Genomic DNA, 18,828 nt, shown 5'->3' with positions numbered 1-18,828 from the left:
GCGACATGCTATGCCGACTTGGTGGTCGACGACCTGATTTACTCCCGCGAATATACCCGCGGTCGCAAGCTCAAATCGTTTCTGCGATATCGGAATTTCGGCGCTTCGGAACGAGCGATGCGAAGCTTTGCGACGCTGGTGGAAACGAAACTCGAGCTCTTCTCGCTCGATCCGCCGGTGATGACCGAGGCGGCCAAAAACGAATTGCTCAAAGCGTTCGCGCACAATCTCCAGACCTTTGCGGCGCTCGCCGTAAAGCAAACGACCCGTCCTCAATCACCGACCACAGGCAAGGAGTAATTTTGATGTTCTCGATCCGGTCGCTTTTCGCTGCAACAGCCGCCTGTTTTGCGGTTTCCGTATCCGGCCAGGCCATGGCGCAATCCGCGCCGTGCGAGCTGCATATCTGGCCTGCGGAGCGCATGAATTCGGTTACGACCGGACTGCTGGGGGGCGGGCTAATCGATGCGGCGCTTCACAGCGGCAAGGATGCAAGCAACAAGGCACAGATGGCGAGCGCGCTCGATAGCCCGTCGCAGCTTGACGCGCTCCAGTCGCTCAAGCTGGTTGAGCTGCTCAATCGCCCGCAAGGAACGATCATCGTGCGGCATGAACAGCCGCTCGAACGCAAGACCATGAACAAGGTCAAGACGCGCCGGTCGGATTCGACCGCCGCATGCTATTCCGAATTGATCGTTGCCGATGTTTTTTATCAAAAGGCGGCGATTTACGGCCGCTCGCTTCGCACGCTGTTCATGTTGCGCGACTTCGGAAACGACCAGAAAATCGACTATGAATATAAGGCCTGGGGCGGAAATGGGTTAAAGCTGTTCCCGGCGAAGGAGGGCGAAGACGCGACCGCCGCCCTCAACGAATTGGTTTCCGTTTTTAACAAGAATTTCGAGGAATATGCGTCCAACGCCCGCAAGGCGATGACAACGAAGACAAGCTGATCGATAGCGCGGGAGCCGGAGATTTTCTCCTGGCTCCCGACTGCCGGCTTACCCCAACACCTTCTTCAGCACCTCATTAACCACCCCCGGATTCGCCTTGCCGCCCATCGCCTTCATCGTCTGTCCGACGAAGAAGCCGAAGAGCTTGTCCTTGCCGCCGCGATAATCGGCGACCTTGTCGGCGTTCGCCGCCATCACCTCGGCGATGACGCGTTCGATTTCGCCAGTGTCGCTGGTCTGCTTGAGGCCCTTTTCCGCAACCACCGCGCCTGCGCCCTGCCCGGTTTCGAGCATGATTTCGAACACCTGTTTGGCCAGCGTGTTCGACAGCGTCCCGTCGGCAATCAGACCGAGCAATTCGGCCGCCTGATCCGGGCTGACCGGCGAATTTTCGATGTCCCACCCGGTGCGGTTGAGCGCGCCGAACAGTTCGGAGGTCGTCCAATTGGCGGCGGCAACCGGCGCAGCGCCGGTGTCGAGCAGTGCGTCGAACCACCGCGCCGCCTCGACCTCGGCGGTCATCACCGCGGCGGCATAAGACGTGATGCCGAGCGCTTCGTAGCGCGCGCGCTTGGCGTCGGGCAGTTCGGGCAAGCTCGCGCGGCATTCGGCGAGGAACGCCTCGTCGAGCTCGAGCGGCAACAGATCGGGATCGGGGAAGTAGCGGTAATCATGCGCATCTTCCTTCGAGCGCATCGACCGCGTTTCGTTGCGGTCGGGGTCGTACAGCCGCGTTTCCTGGACAATCCGGCCGCCGCTTTCGATCACCTCGACCTGGCGCTTGGCCTCCTGCTCGACCACGGCCATAACGAAACGTACCGAATTGACGTTCTTGGTCTCGGTCCGCGTGCCGAGCGGGTCGCCTGCCTTGCGCACGCTGACATTGACGTCGGCGCGCATCGATCCTTCTTCCATATTGCCGTCGCACGACCCGACATAGCGCAGGATCGACCGCAACTTGCGCAGATACGCCCCGGTCTCGGCGGGCGAGGTCAGATCGGGCTTGCTGACGATTTCCATCAGCGCGACGCCACAGCGGTTGAGATCGACATAAGAGCGCGTCGGATGCTGATCGTGCATCAATTTGCCCGCATCCTGCTCGACATGGATCCGCTCGACACCGATGCGCTTACCGTGCGCATCGGGATTCTTGTCGTCGAGGCTGATGTCGACATGGCCTTCGCCGACGATTGGGTGGAACAGCTGGCTGATCTGATAACCCTGCGGCAGATCGGCATAGAAGTAATTCTTGCGGTCAAAGCGCGACCAGCGGTTGATCTGCGCATCGATCGCCATGCCAGTGCGCACCGCCTGACGGATACACTCGCGGTTGGGCACGGGCAGCATCCCCGGCATCGCGGCGTCGATCAGGCTGACCTGCGTGTTCGGCTCGGCCCCGAAGGCGGTTGCCGCGCCTGAGAACAACTTGGCGTTGGAGGTGACCTGCGCATGGACTTCGAGGCCGACCACGACCTCCCAATCGCCGGTTTCGCCGCGGATGGTGTAGGGGGAGGTTGTCATGGATGTGTCTCGGGCGTGATGAGGGGAAGATCGGGGAGGTAGGTGGCAAAGCGCCGCCTATCGCGTGTTACAAGCGTCGCGCCCAGTGCTGCTGCGTGGGCGCCGATCATAAAATCAGCCAGGATTGCTTTATGGCGGCCGCCCGCCAGGCGGTATGCCACGTTCGCATGCCCCGCCTGATACGCGATTGTCGGCGTAATCGGATCAAGACCGATACCGAGTTCGTGCAAGAATATCCCGACGGCATCTGCGGAGGGAAACGTCCGCGCGACCTCAGCAAAGACGATGAGATTTGCAACCAACGCAACGCGGCTGTCCGACAGCATCCGCTTTGACCATGGCGTCCATTCCCCATCCTCGATCAGGTCGATGACGACGTTGCTATCGACGAAAATCATGCGTCGTAGGGCGGCACAGGCTCGCGGATCCACGACATATACTCATCCGTCGTCATGCCAAGTGGCAGGGGGTTTGCCAGCGCGCGGGCACGGGCCAACCGGTCGTCGAAACTGGGACGCTCCGCTTCGATCCCCTTCAACATACGAATACTGCCGTCGATCTGCTCAAATGCCACCAGATCGCCCGGACGCAGATCTAGCGTGTCGCGAACATCGCTCGGGATCGTCACCAATCCTTCAACCGTCATGCGGCTCTGCTTTCCCATGTGTCGTTCTTACAGGCTCCGCCCGACACCGTCCAGCGTGCGCATCACCACCAAGCCTCGGCGCGCGCGGTGAACCCCGCGCGCTCCTCCAGCGCCAGCCCGGCATTCAGCACCGCCTGCTCATCAAGCGGCTTGCCGATGATCTGCAAACCGAGCGGCAGTCCCTGCCCGTCGAGCCCGCCCGGCACCGACATCGCGGGAAGACCCGCCAGCGACGACGGCACGGTAAACACATCGTTCAAATACATCGCAATCGGATCGGCCGACTTCTCGCCCAGCGCGAACGCCGCAGACGGTGCGGTCGGCGTCAGCAGCAGATCGCATTTCGCCCACGCCTGTTCGAAATCGCGCGCGATCAACGTGCGCACCTTCGAAGCCTGTGTGAAGTATGCGTCGTAAAACCCTGCCGACAGGACATATGTCCCGATCATGATGCGGCGCTTGACCTCGTCGCCGAAACCGGCGGCGCGGGTCGCCGCGTACATGTCCTGCAACCCCGCCCCCTCGGGCAGATCGCGCAGGCCATAGCGCACGCCATCATAGCGCGCGAGGTTGGACGAGGCTTCGGCCGGCGCGATGATGTAATAGGCCGGCAGCGCGTATTTGGTGTGCGGCAGTGAGACGTCGACGATTTCGGCCCCGGCATCCTTCAGCCAGTCAATCCCCTGCTGCCACAAGGCTTCGATCTCGGGCGGCATGGCGTCGACGCGATATTCCCTGGGAATCCCGACGCGCTTGCCCTTCAGATCGCCCGACAATCCAGCTTCCCACTGCGGCACGGCCAGATCGAGCGAGGTCCCGTCCTTGGCGTCGAAGCCGGCCATCGCCTCGAGCATGATCGCGCAGTCGCGCACGTTGCGCGCCATGGCGCCGGCCTGATCGAGCGACGAGGCAAAGGCGATCGTGCCCCAGCGTGAGCAGCGGCCATAGGTCGGCTTGATCCCGCTGATCCCGGTGAAGGCGGCCGGCTGGCGGATCGATCCGCCGGTATCGGTGCCGGTCGCCGCCGGGCACAGTCGCGCGGCGATCGCAGCGGACGAGCCGCCCGAAGACCCACCGGGCGCGAGCGGCGCATTGCCGCCGTCGCTCCGCCGCCACGGCGAAATGACATTGCCGAACGCGCTCGTCTCGTTCGACGATCCCATCGCGAACTGGTCCATGTTGAGCTTGCCGAGCATCCCCGCCCCCGCCGCCCACAAATTGGCGGAGACGGTCGATTCGTACGGCGGCGTGAAGCCCTCGAGGATCAGACTCGCGGCGGTCGCGGGCACGCCCTTGGTGCAGAACAAATCCTTCATGCCGATCGGCACGCCGGCCAGCGGTTTGAGCGTCTCGCCCGCCGCGCGCGCGGCATCGGCGGCATCGGCGGCGGCAAGCGCGTGCTCGGGCGTCTCGACCAGAAACGCGTTGAGCGCCTTGGCGCTGGACACGTTGGCGATGAAGCCCTCAGCCACTTCGCGCGCCGAGAAGGTGCCCGCGCGAACGCCGTCACGGATGGCAGCTACGCCGAGATCGGTCAGGTCGGTCATATCAAACGTCCGTTCGGGCTGAGCGTGTCGAAGCCCTGCCTTTTCTAGAAATCGCGCGTAGGAAGAACAGTCCTTCGACAAGCTCAGGACGAACGGGGGGCGTGGCGGGCATCACTCGATCACCTTCGGTACGGTGAAGAAGCCGTGCTCGCCCTGCGGCGCGTTCGCCAGGATCGCATCGCGGATGCCGCCCCCGGTCAGCGGATCGGCGTTGACGACATCGTCGCGCAGCCGGAGATGGTTGGGGATCACCGCCATCATCGGCGCGACGTCGGTCGTATCGACCTCGCCCAATTGCTCGATCCAGCCCATGATATTGTCGAGCTCCGGCGCAATCCGCGCGGCCTCTTCCTCGGTGATGGCGATGCGAGCGAGGCTCGCAATCTTGGTGACGGTGGCGATGGTGACTGGCATGAGACGCGGCTAGCAGAGCGGGAGCGCCCGATGCAACCTTGGCCGCGCCCTATTCGAACGGATCGCCGATCGGAACGCCGCCAATAAACACGCGGCGCGCGGGTACGGGGCGGATTTCGACCTTGCCCGCTGCGTCCCCAGCCTTGAGCGCAGCGCGCTCGGCGGGGGCGAGCGGAGCGACCGGCCCCTCCACTTTCCCCCAATTTCCGGCAATCAGCCTGTATCGCACGGGTCCGCACCCGTCCCAAGCGCGCGCGACGAAGCCGCTGCCACTATTCTTGCCCGCCGGATCCTGCGCATTTTTATCGATGCAGGATTGCGGGATCGCGATGGCCTCGGTCGAGCTTGCCGAATAAAGGATGGTGCAGCGATCGTTACGATTAGTGCCGCAACCGTCGTAATTCGCGAGCAACTTGCGCAATTCGAGCGGTACCGGGATTGCGGCGGGCAATACGCGCAACCTTTTTGCTAAGAAATCTGCTTCGTTTTCCGTCTGGTTGATCGACGCGACATCCCAGCGGCTATTTTTCTTCGCCACGTCCTTCGCCCGCGCCGCCACAGTCGCGTTCTTCGAACCCGCCAGCCGTTTCAGCGCGGCCTTGCCGGACTCGCCGAAATCGAACGCCAGCGCGGCCCAGTCGAATTTCTCGGGCGCAGTCTTGCCCGATTCGAGTCGGGCGAGCTGATCCGCAGTCGACAGCGCGTTGAAGCTGAGAATCGGCGTGGCGAGAAACAGGCCAAGCGCCACCACCACGAAGGCCAGGCGCAAATTGCTCACCCGCGCCAACTCGGCCCAGCGGCCCCGCGCACGGGCTACCGCAAGCAAATAGGCAACGCCGTAAGCGCTCGCCAAGGCGACGAACACCACCGCCCACAGCCGGTCGGGTGTCAGGCCATATTGGCTGATCCGCAATCCCGTCGCGTTCGCCGCCACCACCGCGAGCGGGAACATCGCGACGGCCAGCGCCATCGCACCGAGGCGCAGGACGGGGTTGGTCGCCTCCTCCTCCTCGCCATTGCCGATCACCGCATTGGCAAGAATCAGCGCGCCGATGACGCAGCTGAGCAGGATCGGCGTGGTCGATTTGGTCGCGTCCCACAGCGCGTGCAGCCCGGTGAACGGCAGCGAAACCAGGAAGATCAACAACCCTGCACCCAGCACCGGCGCGAGCACCGCCAACACCGCCGTCACCACGCGCTGGAGCAAGCGCACCACCGTGTCACGCTCGCGCAGCAACCCGAGCGCCACGCCGAACCCGCCACCGAACAACAGCGCGATGAACCAATTATGCTGGAGCAAATCGCGCAGGAAATGCAGCCCGATCAGGTCGAACAGCGCCGCGAGCAGCCAGGCGAGCGCAAACTCCACGCCCACGAACAGCCAGCACGCGCACCACAAGACGACATTGGTCCAGGCATGGCCATGGACCTCGGCGCAGGGAAAACGCCACCCGCCCTGATCGCGCGCGGTCTGGAACAGCGGCACGGCGATCGCGATGGCGAGGAACAGGCTGGCGGTGTGCCAATCGCTCCACACCCGCCAACCGCCGCCGTTCCAATAGAAGATCAGTCCGGCAAGCGCGCCGACCGCGCCTGCAAACAGCACCGCCCACCACCAGCGATTCCGCTCCATTCCGAAACCGAGCGCACCCGCGCCGGTGCCGATCGCGGTGGCCGTCGCGATTCGCCACTCTGCGGGTTCGATATAGGTGAACGTCGCCGAGCGGCCTTGGTCGAGCAGTTGCTGCACCGCCAGCGCGCCGAGCGCGCCGATGAGCGCGAGCAGCGGTGGCCGCAATCGCCAGCCAGCCTGATCGGGCGCGACGTCATGCGATTCGTCCATTGTTCGGTCCCCCTGCTGCCCATGCGACAGGAACCCGCCCGCGAAGCCGATTGCAAGCGCCGCGATCCTGCTGCACGGAAATCGCACCGCCGCTGCACCTGTTGTGCCGACCGGCCGGAGGAGATGACCCGTCCCGTGGCGCGCAAATTTATCTATCTCGTGGCGATCTTGATTGTGCTGACGATCGCCGGGGCGTTCGCCTATCGGATCTGGGGCAAGGAATTGCTCGCAATCGCAACGGTGCCAACCGCGCAGTTCGAACCGCTCCCCGCGCAACCCGCCGACGCGTACCGCGACGCCAAAATGTGGCTCGCGCGGCCCGACAAGCCGGGCAATCCCGCGCTCTGGACCCCCGCTGGTTACAAAGCCGGTGCCGCGCCGCAAGCAGCGGTGTTCTTCATCCACCCAACCTCGTTCTTTGAGCGCACGCACTGGAACGCACCGCTCGACAATCAGGAGGCGAACGACCGCGCGGCCCTGTTCCTGCGCGCGCAGGCGAGTGCCTTCAACGAAGCAGGCGCGATCTGGGCACCGCGCTATCGTCAGGCGACCTTCGGCGCGTTCCTGACGACCGACGGCAATGCCGCCAAGGCGCTGAACCTCGCTTATGGCGATGTGGCGGCGGCGTTCGATGCGTTCGTCGCGCAAGCCGGCGACCGGCCGATCATCCTTGCCGGGCATAGCCAGGGCGCGCTGCACCTGCTCCGGCTGCTGCGCGAAAAGGTCGCGGGCACGCCGCTCGCGAAGCGCGTGGTCGCGGCCTATGTCGTCGGCTGGCCGGTGTCACGCAGCGTCGATCTGCCCGCTTTGGGCTTGCCCGAATGCAAGACAGCGGATCAGGCCGGATGCCTGCTGTCGTGGCAGAGCTTCGCCGAGCCGGCCGAACCGTCGCTGGTGCTCGATGCCTATGCTGCGAGCAGCGGCGTGGACGGCAAACCGCGCCGCGGCACGCCGATGGTCTGCACCAACCCGCTGACCGGAACGCCCGATGCCGCCGCGCCCGCTGACGTAAATCTCGGCACGCTCTACCCCGCCGCTGACCTCGGCAGTGCGACAATCGAAGCGAAGCGCGTCCCCGCGCGCTGCGATCCGCGCGGGCTGTTGCTGATCGGCGAACCGCCTTCGCTCGGTAGCTACGTGCTGCCGGGCAACAATTACCACGTCTATGATTACAGCTTGTTCTGGGCGAACGTCCGCGCCGATGCCGCGCGGCGTCTGGCGATATTCAGCCGCAAATGATCCCAACCCCACCCCCGTTCGCCCTGAGCCTGTCGAAGGGCACCGCTCCGCGCGCGGGCCGGCCGCATAAGGCGAGGTGTGCTTCGACAAGCTCAGCACGAACGGAAGTAACGGGATGATCACCACCGACCGCGCCGAATTCCGCACCGCCCTGCCCGATGGCGGCCGGCTGATCGGGCTCGATGTCGGGACCAAGACGATCGGGACTGCGCTGTGCGATGCCGGATGGAGCTTCGCCTCCCCGGCCCTGCTGATTCGCCGCACCAAGTTCCAGAAGGACAAGGTCGCGCTCGCCGAGCTGATCGCGGCGCAGCAGGTGAAGGGCATCGTCATCGGCTTGCCGCTCAACCTCACCGACGGCAGCGAGAGCCCGCGGAGCCAATCGAGCCGCGCCTTTGCGCGCAACATGGCCGATCTCGGTCTGCCGATCTTCCTGCAAGACGAACGCTGGTCGACCGTTGCGGTCACGCGCACGCTGATCGAACAGGATGCCAGTCGGGCGAAACGCGCCGAGCTGGTCGACAAGATGGCCGCCGCCTACATCCTGCAAGGCGCCATCGATGCGCTGGTGGCGATTTAGACCGTCGTCAACTTGCCACCATGCAGGCACCACGCTAGGCGGCAGACTTGATGCAACCCTCCGATCACCGCCCCGCCTCGCTGATCCCGGGCCGCGCCGTCTTCCCGCATCGCCACCTCACCGGCATCGAGGGATTACAGCCCCACGAAATCCTGTTCCTGCTCGACGAAGCCGATGGCTGGGTCGCGGCGAACCGGACGCGGGCAATTGCCGACAAGCGGCTCGGCGGGCTGACGCTGATCAACGCCTTTTTTGAAAACTCAACGCGGACGCTGTTGTCGTTCGAAATTGCCGGCAAGCGGCTCGGCGCCGATGTCGTCAACATGCACGCCGCCCAAAGCTCTGTGAAAAAAGGCGAAACGCTGATCGACACGGCGATGACGCTCAACGCCATGCGCGCCGATGCGATCGTGATCCGGCATATGAGTTCGGGCGCAGTGCGGTTGATTGCCGACAAGGTCGATTGCCCGGTGCTCAATGCCGGCGACGGGCAACATGAGCACCCGACGCAAGCCTTGCTCGACGCGCTGACGATCCGGCGACGGCGCGGGCGCATCGCCGGGCAACGCGTGGTGATTTGCGGCGATTTGCTGCACAGCCGGGTGGCGCGGTCGAACATCCTCGCACTCACCGCGCTTGCCGCCGAAGTGCGGGTGTGTGCGCCCGCAACGCTGATGCCCGCCGGGATCGAGCGGATGGGCGTGACGCCCTTCACCGATTTCGACAAGGCGCTGGACGGGGCAGATGTGGTGATGATGCTGCGCTTGCAGAGCGAGCGGATGAACGGCGGGTTCGTCCCCTCTAACCGCGAATTTCACCTCCGCTACGGCCTGACGCTCGCCCGGCTTGAGCGCGCCGTACCCGATGCGCTGGTGATGCATCCCGGACCGATGAACCGCGGGGTCGAAATCGATTCGAACGTCGCCGATCACGCGCGCTCGGCAATTACCGAACAAGTCGAGATGGGCGTCGCCGTGCGGATGGCGTGCCTCGACGTGCTGACGCGGCGCTCGCGCGGCGTGGCGGGCTGGGCATGAGCCGGATGCTCGCCCTTACCGACGCGCTGCTGGTCTGTCCGGTCGCGGGCGTCGCGCGCGGCGGAATGCTGGTCGAAGACGACCGCATCGTCGCCACGGGCGTGATCGAGATTCCTAAAGGCGCGGAGGTAATTGCGTGCGGCGGCCAGGTGCTTGCCCCCGCGATCGTCGATCTCGGCGTATTCGCGATCGATGCGCCTGCCTTTCATGCCGGCGGGATTGTCCGCGTCGGGCTGATGCCCGACCAGTCACCGGTGCTCGACGATCCCGGCGTCGTGCAGCGCGCCGCGCTGATCGGGCGGCCGGGTTTGTGGATTCACCCGATTGCCGCCGCAACGCGCGGGCTGGCAGGCAAAGACCTGGCCGAGATGGCGATCAACCGCGACGCGGGCGCGCGCGCGATCGGAACCGGTGCTGGCTGGATTGCCGATTCGGGGGTGATGCGCAAGGTGCTGGCCTATGCCGGGGACCTTGGCCTGACCGTCATCGCCCATGCCGAGGATGCCGGCGTAACCGCAGGCGCGGTTGCGACAGCGGGGGAGACCGCAACGCGGATGGGCTTGCCATCGGCCCCCGCAATCGCCGAGGCGCTCGCCATCGCCCGTGATGTCATGCTCGCCGAGGAAACCGGCGCTGCGCTCCATTTCCGCCAGGTGACGACGGCGGCGGGGTTTGATCTGGTGCGCGCGGCAAAACGACGCGGCGTGCGCGTGACGTGCGGGATCACACCCGCACATCTGTTGCTGTCGGATATTGCGATGAGCGATTTCCGCACCTTCGCGCATCTCTCACCACCGCTACGCGCGGAAAGCGACCGTCAGGCCGCGATCGGCGCGCTGGCCGACGGGACGATCGATGTGCTGTGTTCCGCGCATGATCCGCGCGGACCGGAGGAAAAACGTCTTCCGTTCGCCGATTCGACATCGGGCATGGCGGGGGCGGAGACGTTGCTCGCCTTCGGGCTGGGGCTGGTGCGCGACGAGACGATCGACTTGCAACGGCTGTTCATGCTGCTCGCCGCCAACCCTGCATCGGTCCTTGGGGTAGAAGCCGGAACGCTGATGCCCGGAGCCCCCGCCGATCTCGTGCTGATCGACCAGGACACACCGTGGCAGATCAATGGCGACAGGTTTCTTGCGCGGGCCGGCAATACGCCCTTCGATGGGCTGCCGGTTCAGGGCAAGGTGCGGCGCTTGTTCAAGGGCGGCACCGCGCTGTCCGTGCCGGCGCGCCTTTAACGCGACGCGAGTTCGCGGCCCCTGGCCCACATCGCAACCTGATCGCCTGCGCCCGCCCGAACAAAGCAGTTTCCGCCTTTCACGCGATAGGTCCGGCACAAAGCAACCGCATCAGGGCGTGCGAAACCACCGACCGACAAGCGATAGAAGGACCTGCCTGCTGCCGTGATGCTCATGCCCTGCGGGGTATGGCCTGCAAATGCGACATTGCGGCGCGTTGCGCGGCCCCAGGCATCGTGTGCGACCCCGGCATTGTCATAGGCGCCGAGCTGAACATAGAAATTGCCCTTGGCTGCCACACGCGGCGGGGCTGCCACGGGCGTGGCTTTGGCGACAGCGACGCGCGCGACGACGGCCTTGCGCGTCACGCGCGCGTATGCGACCAACACCGGGACTGCCTGGACCACTTCCTTGCGCTCGGCAAACACCACGCCGGCGATGCTCGGACCGACCGGCGCGGCCTCGGATTCAGACACCGCAGCCACTTCGACCGGCGCAGCAGCCGCTTCGGCCTTGCCCGGCATATAGGTGTCGATCGGCGCTGCAACGGCGACGGCCGACGCGCCGGTATCGCCGCTGGCGTTGAGCGCGAGCGCGACCGGGCGGCCTGGATCGACCGCAGGCGTCACGCCGAGCAATGCGGCGACTTGGTCGGACGCTGATTTGGGCTGGGCGAAGTTCGCCCATTCGAGGATGCGCTTATCGGTATCGACGGGCGCGAGATCGACCGCAACCACCGTATGGGCTTCGCGCCAGCGACCGGCGAGCGCGAGGCTAAGCGCGAAATTCTGCCGCAGCTTGGCGTCCGCATCGGGCGCGCGTGCCGCCACCGCGAGCAGTTCGACCGCCGCAGCCGGATCGCCGGCCAGCGCCATTGCCAGCCCGCGATCGCCAACCGCGATCGTGTCGGCATGCGCGTCGAGTGTTTTCCGTGCGCCCGCCCAATCGCCCGTCGCGATCTGTGCGAGCGCGAAATGGAGCGCTGCCTTGCCGTTGTTCGAATCGAGCGTCAGCGCGTCGGCAAAGGCGTCGCGTGCCGAGGCGAAGCGCCCGGCCTTGAGATAGCTTTGGCCAAGCGTCATGCGGTACGACACGACCTGCGGCTGATACCCCACGGCGGCCTCGGCATGGCGGATCGCCGATCCGGTCTGGCGCTGCGCCAGCGCAATCTGCGCCGCGCTGGCTTCGCTGGCGCCCTTTTTCTCGGCGCGCGACTGCTCGCGCGCACTGGCCGCCGCCAGCGTCGAGGTGGTGACCGCGCCGATCGTACCGACAAGCGCGAGGACGGACAGGCCCAGCGTCAGGGGGCCGAAGGTGATGGCGGACCGGGTCTTCATCGTAGGTATCCCCTCGCGGTGAATCAGCGTGCCGACCGAGTCGGGATCTGGCGAACCAGCTCGTCGACTTCGGGCAGCGATTGCAGGAATTGGTCGAGCGCCGCGGTGACCAGTGTCTGGGCCGAGGCATTGTGCAGCGCACTCGCCAGCCGCAGCCGCAAATGCCGATCCTGGTCCAGCCGCAGCGTAAAGGCGGACTTGGCGTGCGTCTTGGTGTGCTTCTTGGTCGTCTCGCGCCCGATCCGCGTAGCGGTCGCAACCGAAACGGGCTTGATCACGGTCGGGGTCGGGGTCGGCGCGGCGAGCTTGGGTTCCGGCGCAGGCTTATACGCCACCGGCACCGGCGCTGGCATCGCGAATTCCTCGCGCAGCGCTTCGCGCTGGACGAGCACCGGTGGGACCGGCTGGACCGGCACATAAACCGGCTGTGGGTCTTCGACATGATGCCCCATGTCGTTCCAGCCGAGATCGTCCTGCGCCTCGGCCCCGGCTCCATGAAACGCGCCGAACCCGCCAAAGCCTTGCGGCCGCATGGCGGGCTTGGCCTGTCCCTTGCGGGCGAGCAGCGTCGAAGAAAGCGATGCGGTGGGCTTATGCTGGCCGGATATGCTCATCTCAGCTCACCACCCGGCGACCGAAGCCACCGCCTGCTGAAGGACGCTGCGAACCGTAGCCGTTGTTGACGGCGCTCGGCGCGGCAAACACGGTGCGGCGGAAATTCTTTTCGAGCCGGTCGGAAATGTATGTCCACAAATCGCGGACTTCCTGTGCCGACTTGCTGTTGCCGTCGCATTCCATGACGGTGCGCCCATCGATCATCGACGACGCGAAATCGGTCCGATGGTGGATCGTAATCGGGGCGACCGTGCCATGCTGCGACAAAGCAACGGCGGCTTCGGACGTGATCCTCGCCTTGGGCGTCGCGCCGTTGACGACGAACAGCAACGGCTTGCCCGCGCGTTCGCACAGATCGACCGTGGCCCCGACCGCACGCAGATCGTGCGGTGACGGGCGCGTCGGGATGACGATCAGTTCGGCGACCGCGATCACACTCTGGATCGCCATCGTGATGGCGGGCGGGGTATCGATCATCGCCAGCCGGAAACCCTGCTGCCGCAGCACCTCCAGATCGGCGGCGAGCCGCGCCACCGTGGTCTGCGCAAACGCCGGATATTCCGCGCTCCGCTCGTTCCACCAATCCGACAGCGAGCCTTGCGGATCGATATCGATCAGCACGACCGGCCCCGCGCCGGCAAGTTGCGCCTGCACGGCAAGATGCCCGGACAAGGTCGTCTTGCCCGAACCGCCTTTTTGAGATGCCATCGCGAGAACGCGCATGTTGCCCCTTTAAAATCCCATCCCTCGAAGACCTGAAATGGCATGCCAGGGGTCAAGGAACCGTTAATATCGGCAGTCGGGATCGTCCTTTCGAAGGAGCATCGATAACGAAGTCTTTGCCAAACTTGGGTTAGAAGGCATTATCAGACAACGTATACGGGCGAGACGGGACAGTGACGATGCGAAGCCGTACAATGGTTGGACTGCTCGCCGCCTTGGGTGGGCTTGCCACGGCGGTCGGTCCGGGGGTCGCCCCCGCCATCGCCGACGTAAAGCAGGGCGTCGATGCCTATAGTCGCGGCGAGTATCGCAAGGCGGTCGAGGAATGGTGCCCGGCGGCAATCGCGGGCGATCCGGATGCGCAATTCAACCTCGGCCAGGCCTATACGCTGGGGCGCGGCGTGCCGGTCGATATCGCGATGGCCGAGAGCTGGTTCCGCAAGGCCGCGTTGCAGGGCCATTTCGAGGCTGAGGCGAAATACGGCCTGGTATTGTTCGAGCAAGGCAAGCGCACCGACGCTGCGCCGTGGCTCGAAAAAGCCGTGAAGCGCGGCGAACCGCGCGCCGAGCTCGTGTTGGGGACGATGCTGTTCAACGGCGACGGGGTGGAGAAGGACTGGCCGCGCGCCTATGCGCTGTTGGTGCGCTCGGCCGCTGCGGGGATGCCCCACGCGTCCGAAGTGCAGGCGCAAATGGACACGCTGATTCCGACCGAGCAGCGCCAGGCCGGACTCGTGCTGGCGCGGCAATATGAAGCCGAGGCGCAGCGCCCGCAATTGCCGCCCGAGATTTCGGGGCAAGGCAGCGTGGCAGCGATGCGCGGGACCGATTTGCCGCCGTCGAATTACGACCCGAGCGTCGAGCGCAGACCGGAGATCGTCGCCATGCGGCCCGAGCGTCCCCCGATCCGACCGCTCCCGCCCAAACCACGCGCCGTATCGCCACCAGAGGTGGTCGCCGTCCGCACCCCGGCACCGCCTCCCAGCGCGAGCGGCCGCGGCGGCTGGCGCGTGCAGCTCGGCGCGTTCGGCGAGCCCGGCAATGCGCGAAAGCTGTGGGGGCAGGTCGGCGGGCACTTTTCCGGCGCGAGCGTCGCCTATGTGAAAAGCGGCACGCTTACGCGCGTGCTGGTCGGACCGTACGGATCGCGCGCGGCGGCGGTAGCGGCATGCGGATCGGTCAAACCGTGCGTGCCGGTGAGCGAGTGAGCGATCTATTGGCTGGCGTTGCGCTCGTTTACGGAAATCTTTGCGCCTCGGCCCCGGCCTTCGCCGGGGAAGCGCGAGCGTGGGTTAGTTCGTAACCCATTCCGCCCGCGGTATCCCCTGCGCGTAGAGCAAGGCCGTCAAATCGCCATGATCGATCCGCGCGGCGGCAGCGGCGGCGACGATCGGTTTTGCGTGATATGCGACGCCCAACCCAGCGGCCTTGATCATCGCCAGATCGTTCGCGCCATCGCCGACCGCGAGCGTCTCCTCCGGCAGCAGGCCGAGTTCCGCGGTCGCCGCGAGCAACGTCTGCAATTTGGTATCGGAACCGACGATCGGCTTGGCGACCGTGCCGGAAAGCAACCCGTCGGCAATCTCCAGCCGGTTGGCGATCGCACGGTGGAAGCCGATCTGCGCCGCGACTGGCTCAGCAAAACGCGTGAAGCCGCCCGACACAAGAATGGCGGTCGCGCCACGCGCACGCATCGTCGCGATCAGCGCGACCGCACCGGGCATAATCTGAACGCGTTCGGCCAGACAGCGTTCGATCGCCGCTTCCTCCAGCCCCGCGAGCAGCGCCACGCGCGCATCCAGCGCCGCCTCAAAATCGAGCTCGCCGCGCATCGCGGCTTCGGTGACCGCGGCGATCTGCGGCTTGATCCCGGCATAATCGGCGAGTTCGTCGATGCACTCGACCGTGATCATCGTCGAATCCATGTCGGCGATGAGGAGCTTTTTCGCGCGGCCGGCAACCGCTTGCACGACGATATCGACGCCCGTGAACGCGCCTTCAAGCGCAGTACGCGCAGCATCCGGGCCGGCATCGAACAGAATATCCGCCGCCTTCCCCGCGTCGATCCAGCCGTGCACGCTCGGCGCGCACCCGCTGGACGCGAGCCGATCCATCCCCGCCGAAATATCGCCTGCGCTCAGGTGATCCGATGCTATCAGCGTCGCAATGAACACGCGATCTTCCCCTTCTTCCGTTCGCCCTGAGCCTGTCGAAGGGCCGTTCTTCGCCGCCTTGGGCAGGGCTTCGACAACCCCGGATCAGGTCCGGGGCCGAACGGAGGTTGGGGCGTGACGCTTCCGAACGTGGCGCTCATCGCAGGGCCGACCGCCAGCGGCAAGTCCGCGCTCGCCTGTGCCGTGGCGGAAAAGCATGACGGGGTCGTGATCAATGCGGATTCGGCGCAAGTCTATCGCGACTTGCGAGTGCTGACCGCCCGGCCCACCGCCGAGGACGAAGCGCGCGTCCCGCACCGCCTGTTCGGCCATATCGATGGCGCGGAAAGCTATTCCGCCGCGCGCTGGGCGGAGGAAGCGCGGGCGGAGATCGACACGGCGCACGCTGCCGGCAAGCTGCCCGTCCTGGTCGGCGGCACCGGGCTCTATCTGCGTACGCTGCTCGACGGCATCGCGCCCGTGCCCGACATCGACCCGGCGATCCGCGCCGCGGTGCGCGCGTTGCCGGTGGCGGAAGCGCACGCCGCGCTCGCCCTGCTCGACCCCGACGCCGCTGCGCGCCTCGCCGCGGCCGACACCACGCGCGTCGCCCGCGCGCTGGAGGTGGTGCGCTCGACCAGGCGGACGCTGCGCGACTGGCAAGCGGCCAAGAGCGGCGGGATCGGGGATCGCATCGCGCTCGCCGCACTCATCCTGCTGCCCGATCGCGATTGGCTATTGGCGCGCTGCGACGCGCGCGCTGCCGCGATGTTTGCGCAAGGCGCGCTCGACGAAGTGCGCGTGCTGCTGGCCCGCACCGACATCGCGGCGTCGGCCCCGATCCGCCGCGCGATCGGGGTGCCGGAAATCGCCGCGCTGCTCGCGGGCGAAATGCCGCAAGCGCAAGCCCTCGCCGCCACTCGCCTCGCCACGCGGCAATATGCCAAACGCCAATATACCTGGTTCCGCAATCAGCCCCCGCCGAGCTGGCACCGGACGAAGAAGATAGAAAACACTGATCTAATCGCCGAAATAGACATATTGTTACGTTGATATGGCTTGACGCGCATAGTTCGTATCCCTAGCAGCACCGCTCCAACGCTGCTACAGGCTGCGGTGCGCAAGGAGACGAGACGTGAGCGAGAAAAGCGGAGCAGACATCCTGATCGAGGCGCTGTGCGATCTCGGCGTGGAGGTCGTGTTCGGCTATCCCGGTGGCGCGGTGCTGCCGATCTATGACGCACTGTTTCGCTCGGGGCGGATCAAGCACATCCTCGTCCGCCACGAACAAGCCGCGACACATGCGGCCGAGGGCTATGCGCGTTCGACCGGCAAGTGCGGTGTGGTGCTCGTGACCTCGGGCCCTGGTGCCACCAACGCCGTCACCGGCATCACCGACGCGCTGATGGACTCGATCCCGATGGTGGTCATCACCGGCCAGGTGCCGACCGCGCTGATCGGCACCGATGCCTTTCAGGAGGCCGACACCGTCGGCATCACGCGCCACTGTTCGAAGCACAATTATCTGGTGAAGGACCCGGCGCGGCTCGGCGAGACGATCCACGAGGCCTTCTATATCGCCACCTCGGGCCGCCCCGGCCCGGTCGTGATCGATATCCCCAAGGACGTGCAAGTTGCGACCGCGCGCTACACCAAGCCCGGCCCGATCCGCCACAAAACCTATCGCCCGCAAATCAAGGCCGATCAGCCGAGCATCGAGGCGGCGATGGACATGCTCGCCGCGGCCGAGCGCCCGATTCTCTACACCGGCGGCGGGATCATCAATGCCGGGCCAGCGGCGAGCCAGTTGCTGCGCGAACTCGCGCGGATCAGCGGCGCGCCGGTCACCTCGACGCTGATGGGTCTGGGTGCCTATCCCGCGAGCGGCGAGCAGTGGCTCGGGATGCTCGGGATGCACGGCACCTACGAAGCCAATCTGGCGATGAACAAGGCCGATCTGATCCTGTGCCTTGGCGCGCGCTTCGATGACCGCGTCACCGGGCGGCTCGATGCCTTCTCGCCGTTCAGCCGCAAGATCCACGTCGATATCGATCGGTCGAGCATCAACAAGAACGTCCGCGTCGATCTCGCGATCGTGGCGGACGTTGGCCATGCGCTCGAAGACATGGTCCGCGTATTCAAGGCGCGGCGCCATCCCAAGCCCGATCTTGCCGAATGGTGGCGGATGATTGCGGGCTGGCGCGCGGTGAAGAGCCTCGATTTTACCGAAAACGCCGAGGAGATCGCGCCGCAACGCGCGGTCCGCGCCTTGTGGGAAGCGACGCACAAGCGCAATCCGATCATCACCACCGAAGTCGGCCAGCATCAGATGTGGGCGGCGCAGCATTTCGGCTTCGAAGGCCCGAACAAATGGCTGACGAGCGGGGGGCTCGGCACGATGGGCTACGGCCTGCCCGCCGCAATCGGCGCGCAGCTTGGCAATCCCAAGGCGCTGGTGATCGACATTGCCGGCGAAGCGTCGATCCAGATGAACATTCAGGAACTGGCGACCGCGACGCAATACCGGCTGCCGGTCAAGATCTTCATCCTCAACAATGAATATATGGGGATGGTCCGGCAGTGGCAGGAACTGACCTATTCGAGCCGTTATGCCGAGAGTTACAGCGATTCGCTGCCAGACTTTGTGAAGTTGGGCGAGGCGTACGGGTGGAAGGGCATCCGGATCAACACAATCGGGGAACTCGACACCGGCATCGCCGCGATGCTCGACCATGACGGCCCGGTGATCGTCGATTGCCGCGTGGCGAAGCTGGCGAACTGCTTCCCGATGATCCCATCGGGCGCGGCGCATACCGACATGATCCTGCAATCGAGCGAAGTCTCGGGCGAGATGGACGACGAAGCGAAGGCGCTGGTTTAACATGCACATCACCACCGCCCCCGCCTCGCGCCACACGCTCGCCGTGATGGTCGACAACGAACCCGGCATCCTCGCGCGGATCGCCGGCCTCTTCACCGCGC

The 18,828-nt window shown here is 65.5% G+C and carries 19 protein-coding genes; 9 read left to right on the top strand and 10 right to left on the bottom strand.

The genetic code is table 11. The annotated features are described in order from the left end of the window. Both ABWP09_RS07045 and ABWP09_RS07040 read left to right on the top strand, forming a co-directional pair. The coding region (locus ABWP09_RS07045; protein WP_353204437.1) for a hypothetical protein at positions 1-300 on the top strand (300 nt) is incomplete at its 5' end. A 2-nt stretch (positions 301-302) separates the two neighbouring features. Then, positions 303-953: a hypothetical protein gene (locus tag ABWP09_RS07040; RefSeq protein WP_353204436.1), complete on the top strand. Its 651-nt coding sequence runs from the start codon at positions 303-305 to the stop codon at positions 951-953. Positions 954-1,001: 48 nt separating this feature from the next. On the opposite strand, the gene gatB is transcribed toward ABWP09_RS07040, so the two are convergent. The 6 genes from gatB to ABWP09_RS07010 form a co-directional block, all read right to left on the bottom strand. After that, positions 1,002-2,474, bottom strand: coding sequence for an Asp-tRNA(Asn)/Glu-tRNA(Gln) amidotransferase subunit GatB (gatB, locus tag ABWP09_RS07035; RefSeq protein WP_353204435.1), 1,473 nt, complete (start codon positions 2,472-2,474; stop codon positions 1,002-1,004). Beyond that, positions 2,471-2,872 carry a type II toxin-antitoxin system VapC family toxin gene (locus ABWP09_RS07030; RefSeq protein WP_353204434.1) on the bottom strand — a complete coding sequence of 134 codons (402 nt, stop codon included), beginning with the start codon at positions 2,870-2,872 and terminating at the stop codon, positions 2,471-2,473. The genes gatB and ABWP09_RS07030 overlap by 4 nt, the downstream gene beginning before the upstream one ends. Further along, complete coding sequence (locus ABWP09_RS07025; protein ID WP_353204433.1) at positions 2,869-3,120, bottom strand: AbrB/MazE/SpoVT family DNA-binding domain-containing protein; 252 nt, start codon at positions 3,118-3,120, stop codon at positions 2,869-2,871. The genes ABWP09_RS07030 and ABWP09_RS07025 overlap by 4 nt, the downstream gene beginning before the upstream one ends. A 62-nt stretch (positions 3,121-3,182) precedes the next feature. Then, the gene (gene gatA, locus ABWP09_RS07020) at positions 3,183-4,667 is read right to left on the bottom strand and encodes an Asp-tRNA(Asn)/Glu-tRNA(Gln) amidotransferase subunit GatA (RefSeq protein WP_353204432.1); all 1,485 of its coding nucleotides are present in this window, start codon (positions 4,665-4,667) and stop codon (positions 3,183-3,185) included. Between the two features lie 111 nt (positions 4,668-4,778). Next, positions 4,779-5,081 (bottom strand): Asp-tRNA(Asn)/Glu-tRNA(Gln) amidotransferase subunit GatC, encoded by a 303-nt coding sequence (gene gatC / locus ABWP09_RS07015; protein WP_353204431.1) that lies wholly within the window; start codon positions 5,079-5,081, stop codon positions 4,779-4,781. Between the two features lie 49 nt (positions 5,082-5,130). Further along, complete coding sequence (locus ABWP09_RS07010; protein ID WP_353204430.1) at positions 5,131-6,924, bottom strand: DUF4153 domain-containing protein; 1,794 nt, start codon at positions 6,922-6,924, stop codon at positions 5,131-5,133. Positions 6,925-7,059: 135 nt separating this feature from the next. On the opposite strand from ABWP09_RS07010, the gene ABWP09_RS07005 reads away from it, so the two are divergent. The 4 genes from ABWP09_RS07005 to ABWP09_RS06990 all read left to right on the top strand — a co-directional run bounded on the left by ABWP09_RS07005 (position 7,060) and on the right by ABWP09_RS06990 (position 11,018). Beyond that, entirely contained in the window at positions 7,060-8,163 is a 1,104-nt protein-coding gene (locus ABWP09_RS07005) for a DUF3089 domain-containing protein (protein WP_353204439.1), read from the top strand. A 115-nt stretch (positions 8,164-8,278) separates the two neighbouring features. Then, entirely contained in the window at positions 8,279-8,743 is a 465-nt protein-coding gene (gene ruvX / locus ABWP09_RS07000; RefSeq protein ID WP_353204429.1) for a Holliday junction resolvase RuvX, read from the top strand. A 50-nt stretch (positions 8,744-8,793) separates the two neighbouring features. Continuing rightward, complete coding sequence (locus tag ABWP09_RS06995) at positions 8,794-9,780, top strand: aspartate carbamoyltransferase catalytic subunit (protein WP_353204438.1); 987 nt, start codon at positions 8,794-8,796, stop codon at positions 9,778-9,780. Beyond that, positions 9,777-11,018, top strand: a complete 1,242-nt coding sequence (locus tag ABWP09_RS06990) for a dihydroorotase (RefSeq protein WP_353204428.1) — start codon at positions 9,777-9,779, stop codon at positions 11,016-11,018. The genes ABWP09_RS06995 and ABWP09_RS06990 overlap by 4 nt, the downstream gene beginning before the upstream one ends. Here ABWP09_RS06990 and ABWP09_RS06985 read toward each other — a convergent pair. The 3 genes from ABWP09_RS06985 to ABWP09_RS06975 are packed head-to-tail and all read right to left on the bottom strand — an operon-like array spanning position 11,015 to position 13,693. Then, positions 11,015-12,355 (bottom strand): SPOR domain-containing protein, encoded by a 1,341-nt coding sequence (locus ABWP09_RS06985; protein WP_353204427.1) that lies wholly within the window; start codon positions 12,353-12,355, stop codon positions 11,015-11,017. The genes ABWP09_RS06990 and ABWP09_RS06985 overlap by 4 nt on opposite strands. A 23-nt stretch (positions 12,356-12,378) precedes the next feature. Continuing rightward, positions 12,379-12,969 (bottom strand): hypothetical protein, encoded by a 591-nt coding sequence (locus tag ABWP09_RS06980; protein ID WP_353204426.1) that lies wholly within the window; start codon positions 12,967-12,969, stop codon positions 12,379-12,381. A gap of 1 nt (position 12,970) precedes the next feature. Next, positions 12,971-13,693, bottom strand: coding sequence for an AAA family ATPase (locus tag ABWP09_RS06975; RefSeq protein ID WP_353204425.1), 723 nt, complete (start codon positions 13,691-13,693; stop codon positions 12,971-12,973). Positions 13,694-13,872: 179 nt separating this feature from the next. On the opposite strand from ABWP09_RS06975, the gene ABWP09_RS06970 reads away from it, so the two are divergent. Then, complete coding sequence (locus ABWP09_RS06970; RefSeq protein ID WP_353204424.1) at positions 13,873-14,901, top strand: SPOR domain-containing protein; 1,029 nt, start codon at positions 13,873-13,875, stop codon at positions 14,899-14,901. Between the two features lie 84 nt (positions 14,902-14,985). On the opposite strand, the gene serB is transcribed toward ABWP09_RS06970, so the two are convergent. Then, a complete protein-coding gene (gene serB / locus ABWP09_RS06965) occupies positions 14,986-15,867 on the bottom strand; it encodes a phosphoserine phosphatase SerB (protein ID WP_353204423.1) in 882 nt (293 codons plus the stop codon). Positions 15,868-15,981: 114 nt separating this feature from the next. Between serB and miaA the strand changes: the two genes are divergently transcribed. Then, positions 15,982-16,899: a tRNA (adenosine(37)-N6)-dimethylallyltransferase MiaA gene (miaA, locus tag ABWP09_RS06960; protein WP_353204422.1), complete on the top strand. Its 918-nt coding sequence runs from the start codon at positions 15,982-15,984 to the stop codon at positions 16,897-16,899. Positions 16,900-16,981: 82 nt separating this feature from the next. Beyond that, positions 16,982-18,727, top strand: coding sequence for an acetolactate synthase 3 large subunit (locus ABWP09_RS06955; protein WP_353204421.1), 1,746 nt, complete (start codon positions 16,982-16,984; stop codon positions 18,725-18,727). Positions 18,728-18,828: the final 101 nt, after the last annotated feature.

The organism is Sphingomonas sp. (assembly GCF_040398505.1).
Lineage (GTDB): Bacteria > Pseudomonadota > Alphaproteobacteria > Sphingomonadales > Sphingomonadaceae > Sphingomonas.
This window is presented reverse-complemented; position numbering and strand designations above follow the sequence as displayed.

Bases quoted from the DNA above. Each gene is read 5' to 3' on its own strand.
- ABWP09_RS06985 (WP_353204427.1), bottom strand. From the start codon at position 12,355: ATGAAGACCCGGTCCGCCATCACCTTCGGCCCCCTGACGCTGGGCCTG.
- ABWP09_RS06970 (WP_353204424.1), top strand. From the start codon at position 13,873: ATGCGAAGCCGTACAATGGTTGGACTGCTCGCCGCCTTGGGTGGGCTT.
- gatA (WP_353204432.1), bottom strand. From the start codon at position 4,667: ATGACCGACCTGACCGATCTCGGCGTAGCTGCCATCCGTGACGGCGTT.
- gatC (WP_353204431.1), bottom strand. From the start codon at position 5,081: ATGCCAGTCACCATCGCCACCGTCACCAAGATTGCGAGCCTCGCTCGC.
- ABWP09_RS07010 (WP_353204430.1), bottom strand. From the start codon at position 6,924: ATGGACGAATCGCATGACGTCGCGCCCGATCAGGCTGGCTGGCGATTG.
- gatB (WP_353204435.1), bottom strand. From the start codon at position 2,474: ATGACAACCTCCCCCTACACCATCCGCGGCGAAACCGGCGATTGGGAG.
- ABWP09_RS06980 (WP_353204426.1), bottom strand. From the start codon at position 12,969: ATGAGCATATCCGGCCAGCATAAGCCCACCGCATCGCTTTCTTCGACG.
- ABWP09_RS06975 (WP_353204425.1), bottom strand. From the start codon at position 13,693: ATGCGCGTTCTCGCGATGGCATCTCAAAAAGGCGGTTCGGGCAAGACG.
- ABWP09_RS06995 (WP_353204438.1), top strand. From the start codon at position 8,794: ATGCAACCCTCCGATCACCGCCCCGCCTCGCTGATCCCGGGCCGCGCC.
- ABWP09_RS07025 (WP_353204433.1), bottom strand. From the start codon at position 3,120: ATGACGGTTGAAGGATTGGTGACGATCCCGAGCGATGTTCGCGACACG.
- ABWP09_RS06990 (WP_353204428.1), top strand. From the start codon at position 9,777: ATGAGCCGGATGCTCGCCCTTACCGACGCGCTGCTGGTCTGTCCGGTC.
- ABWP09_RS07030 (WP_353204434.1), bottom strand. From the start codon at position 2,872: ATGATTTTCGTCGATAGCAACGTCGTCATCGACCTGATCGAGGATGGG.
- ruvX (WP_353204429.1), top strand. From the start codon at position 8,279: ATGATCACCACCGACCGCGCCGAATTCCGCACCGCCCTGCCCGATGGC.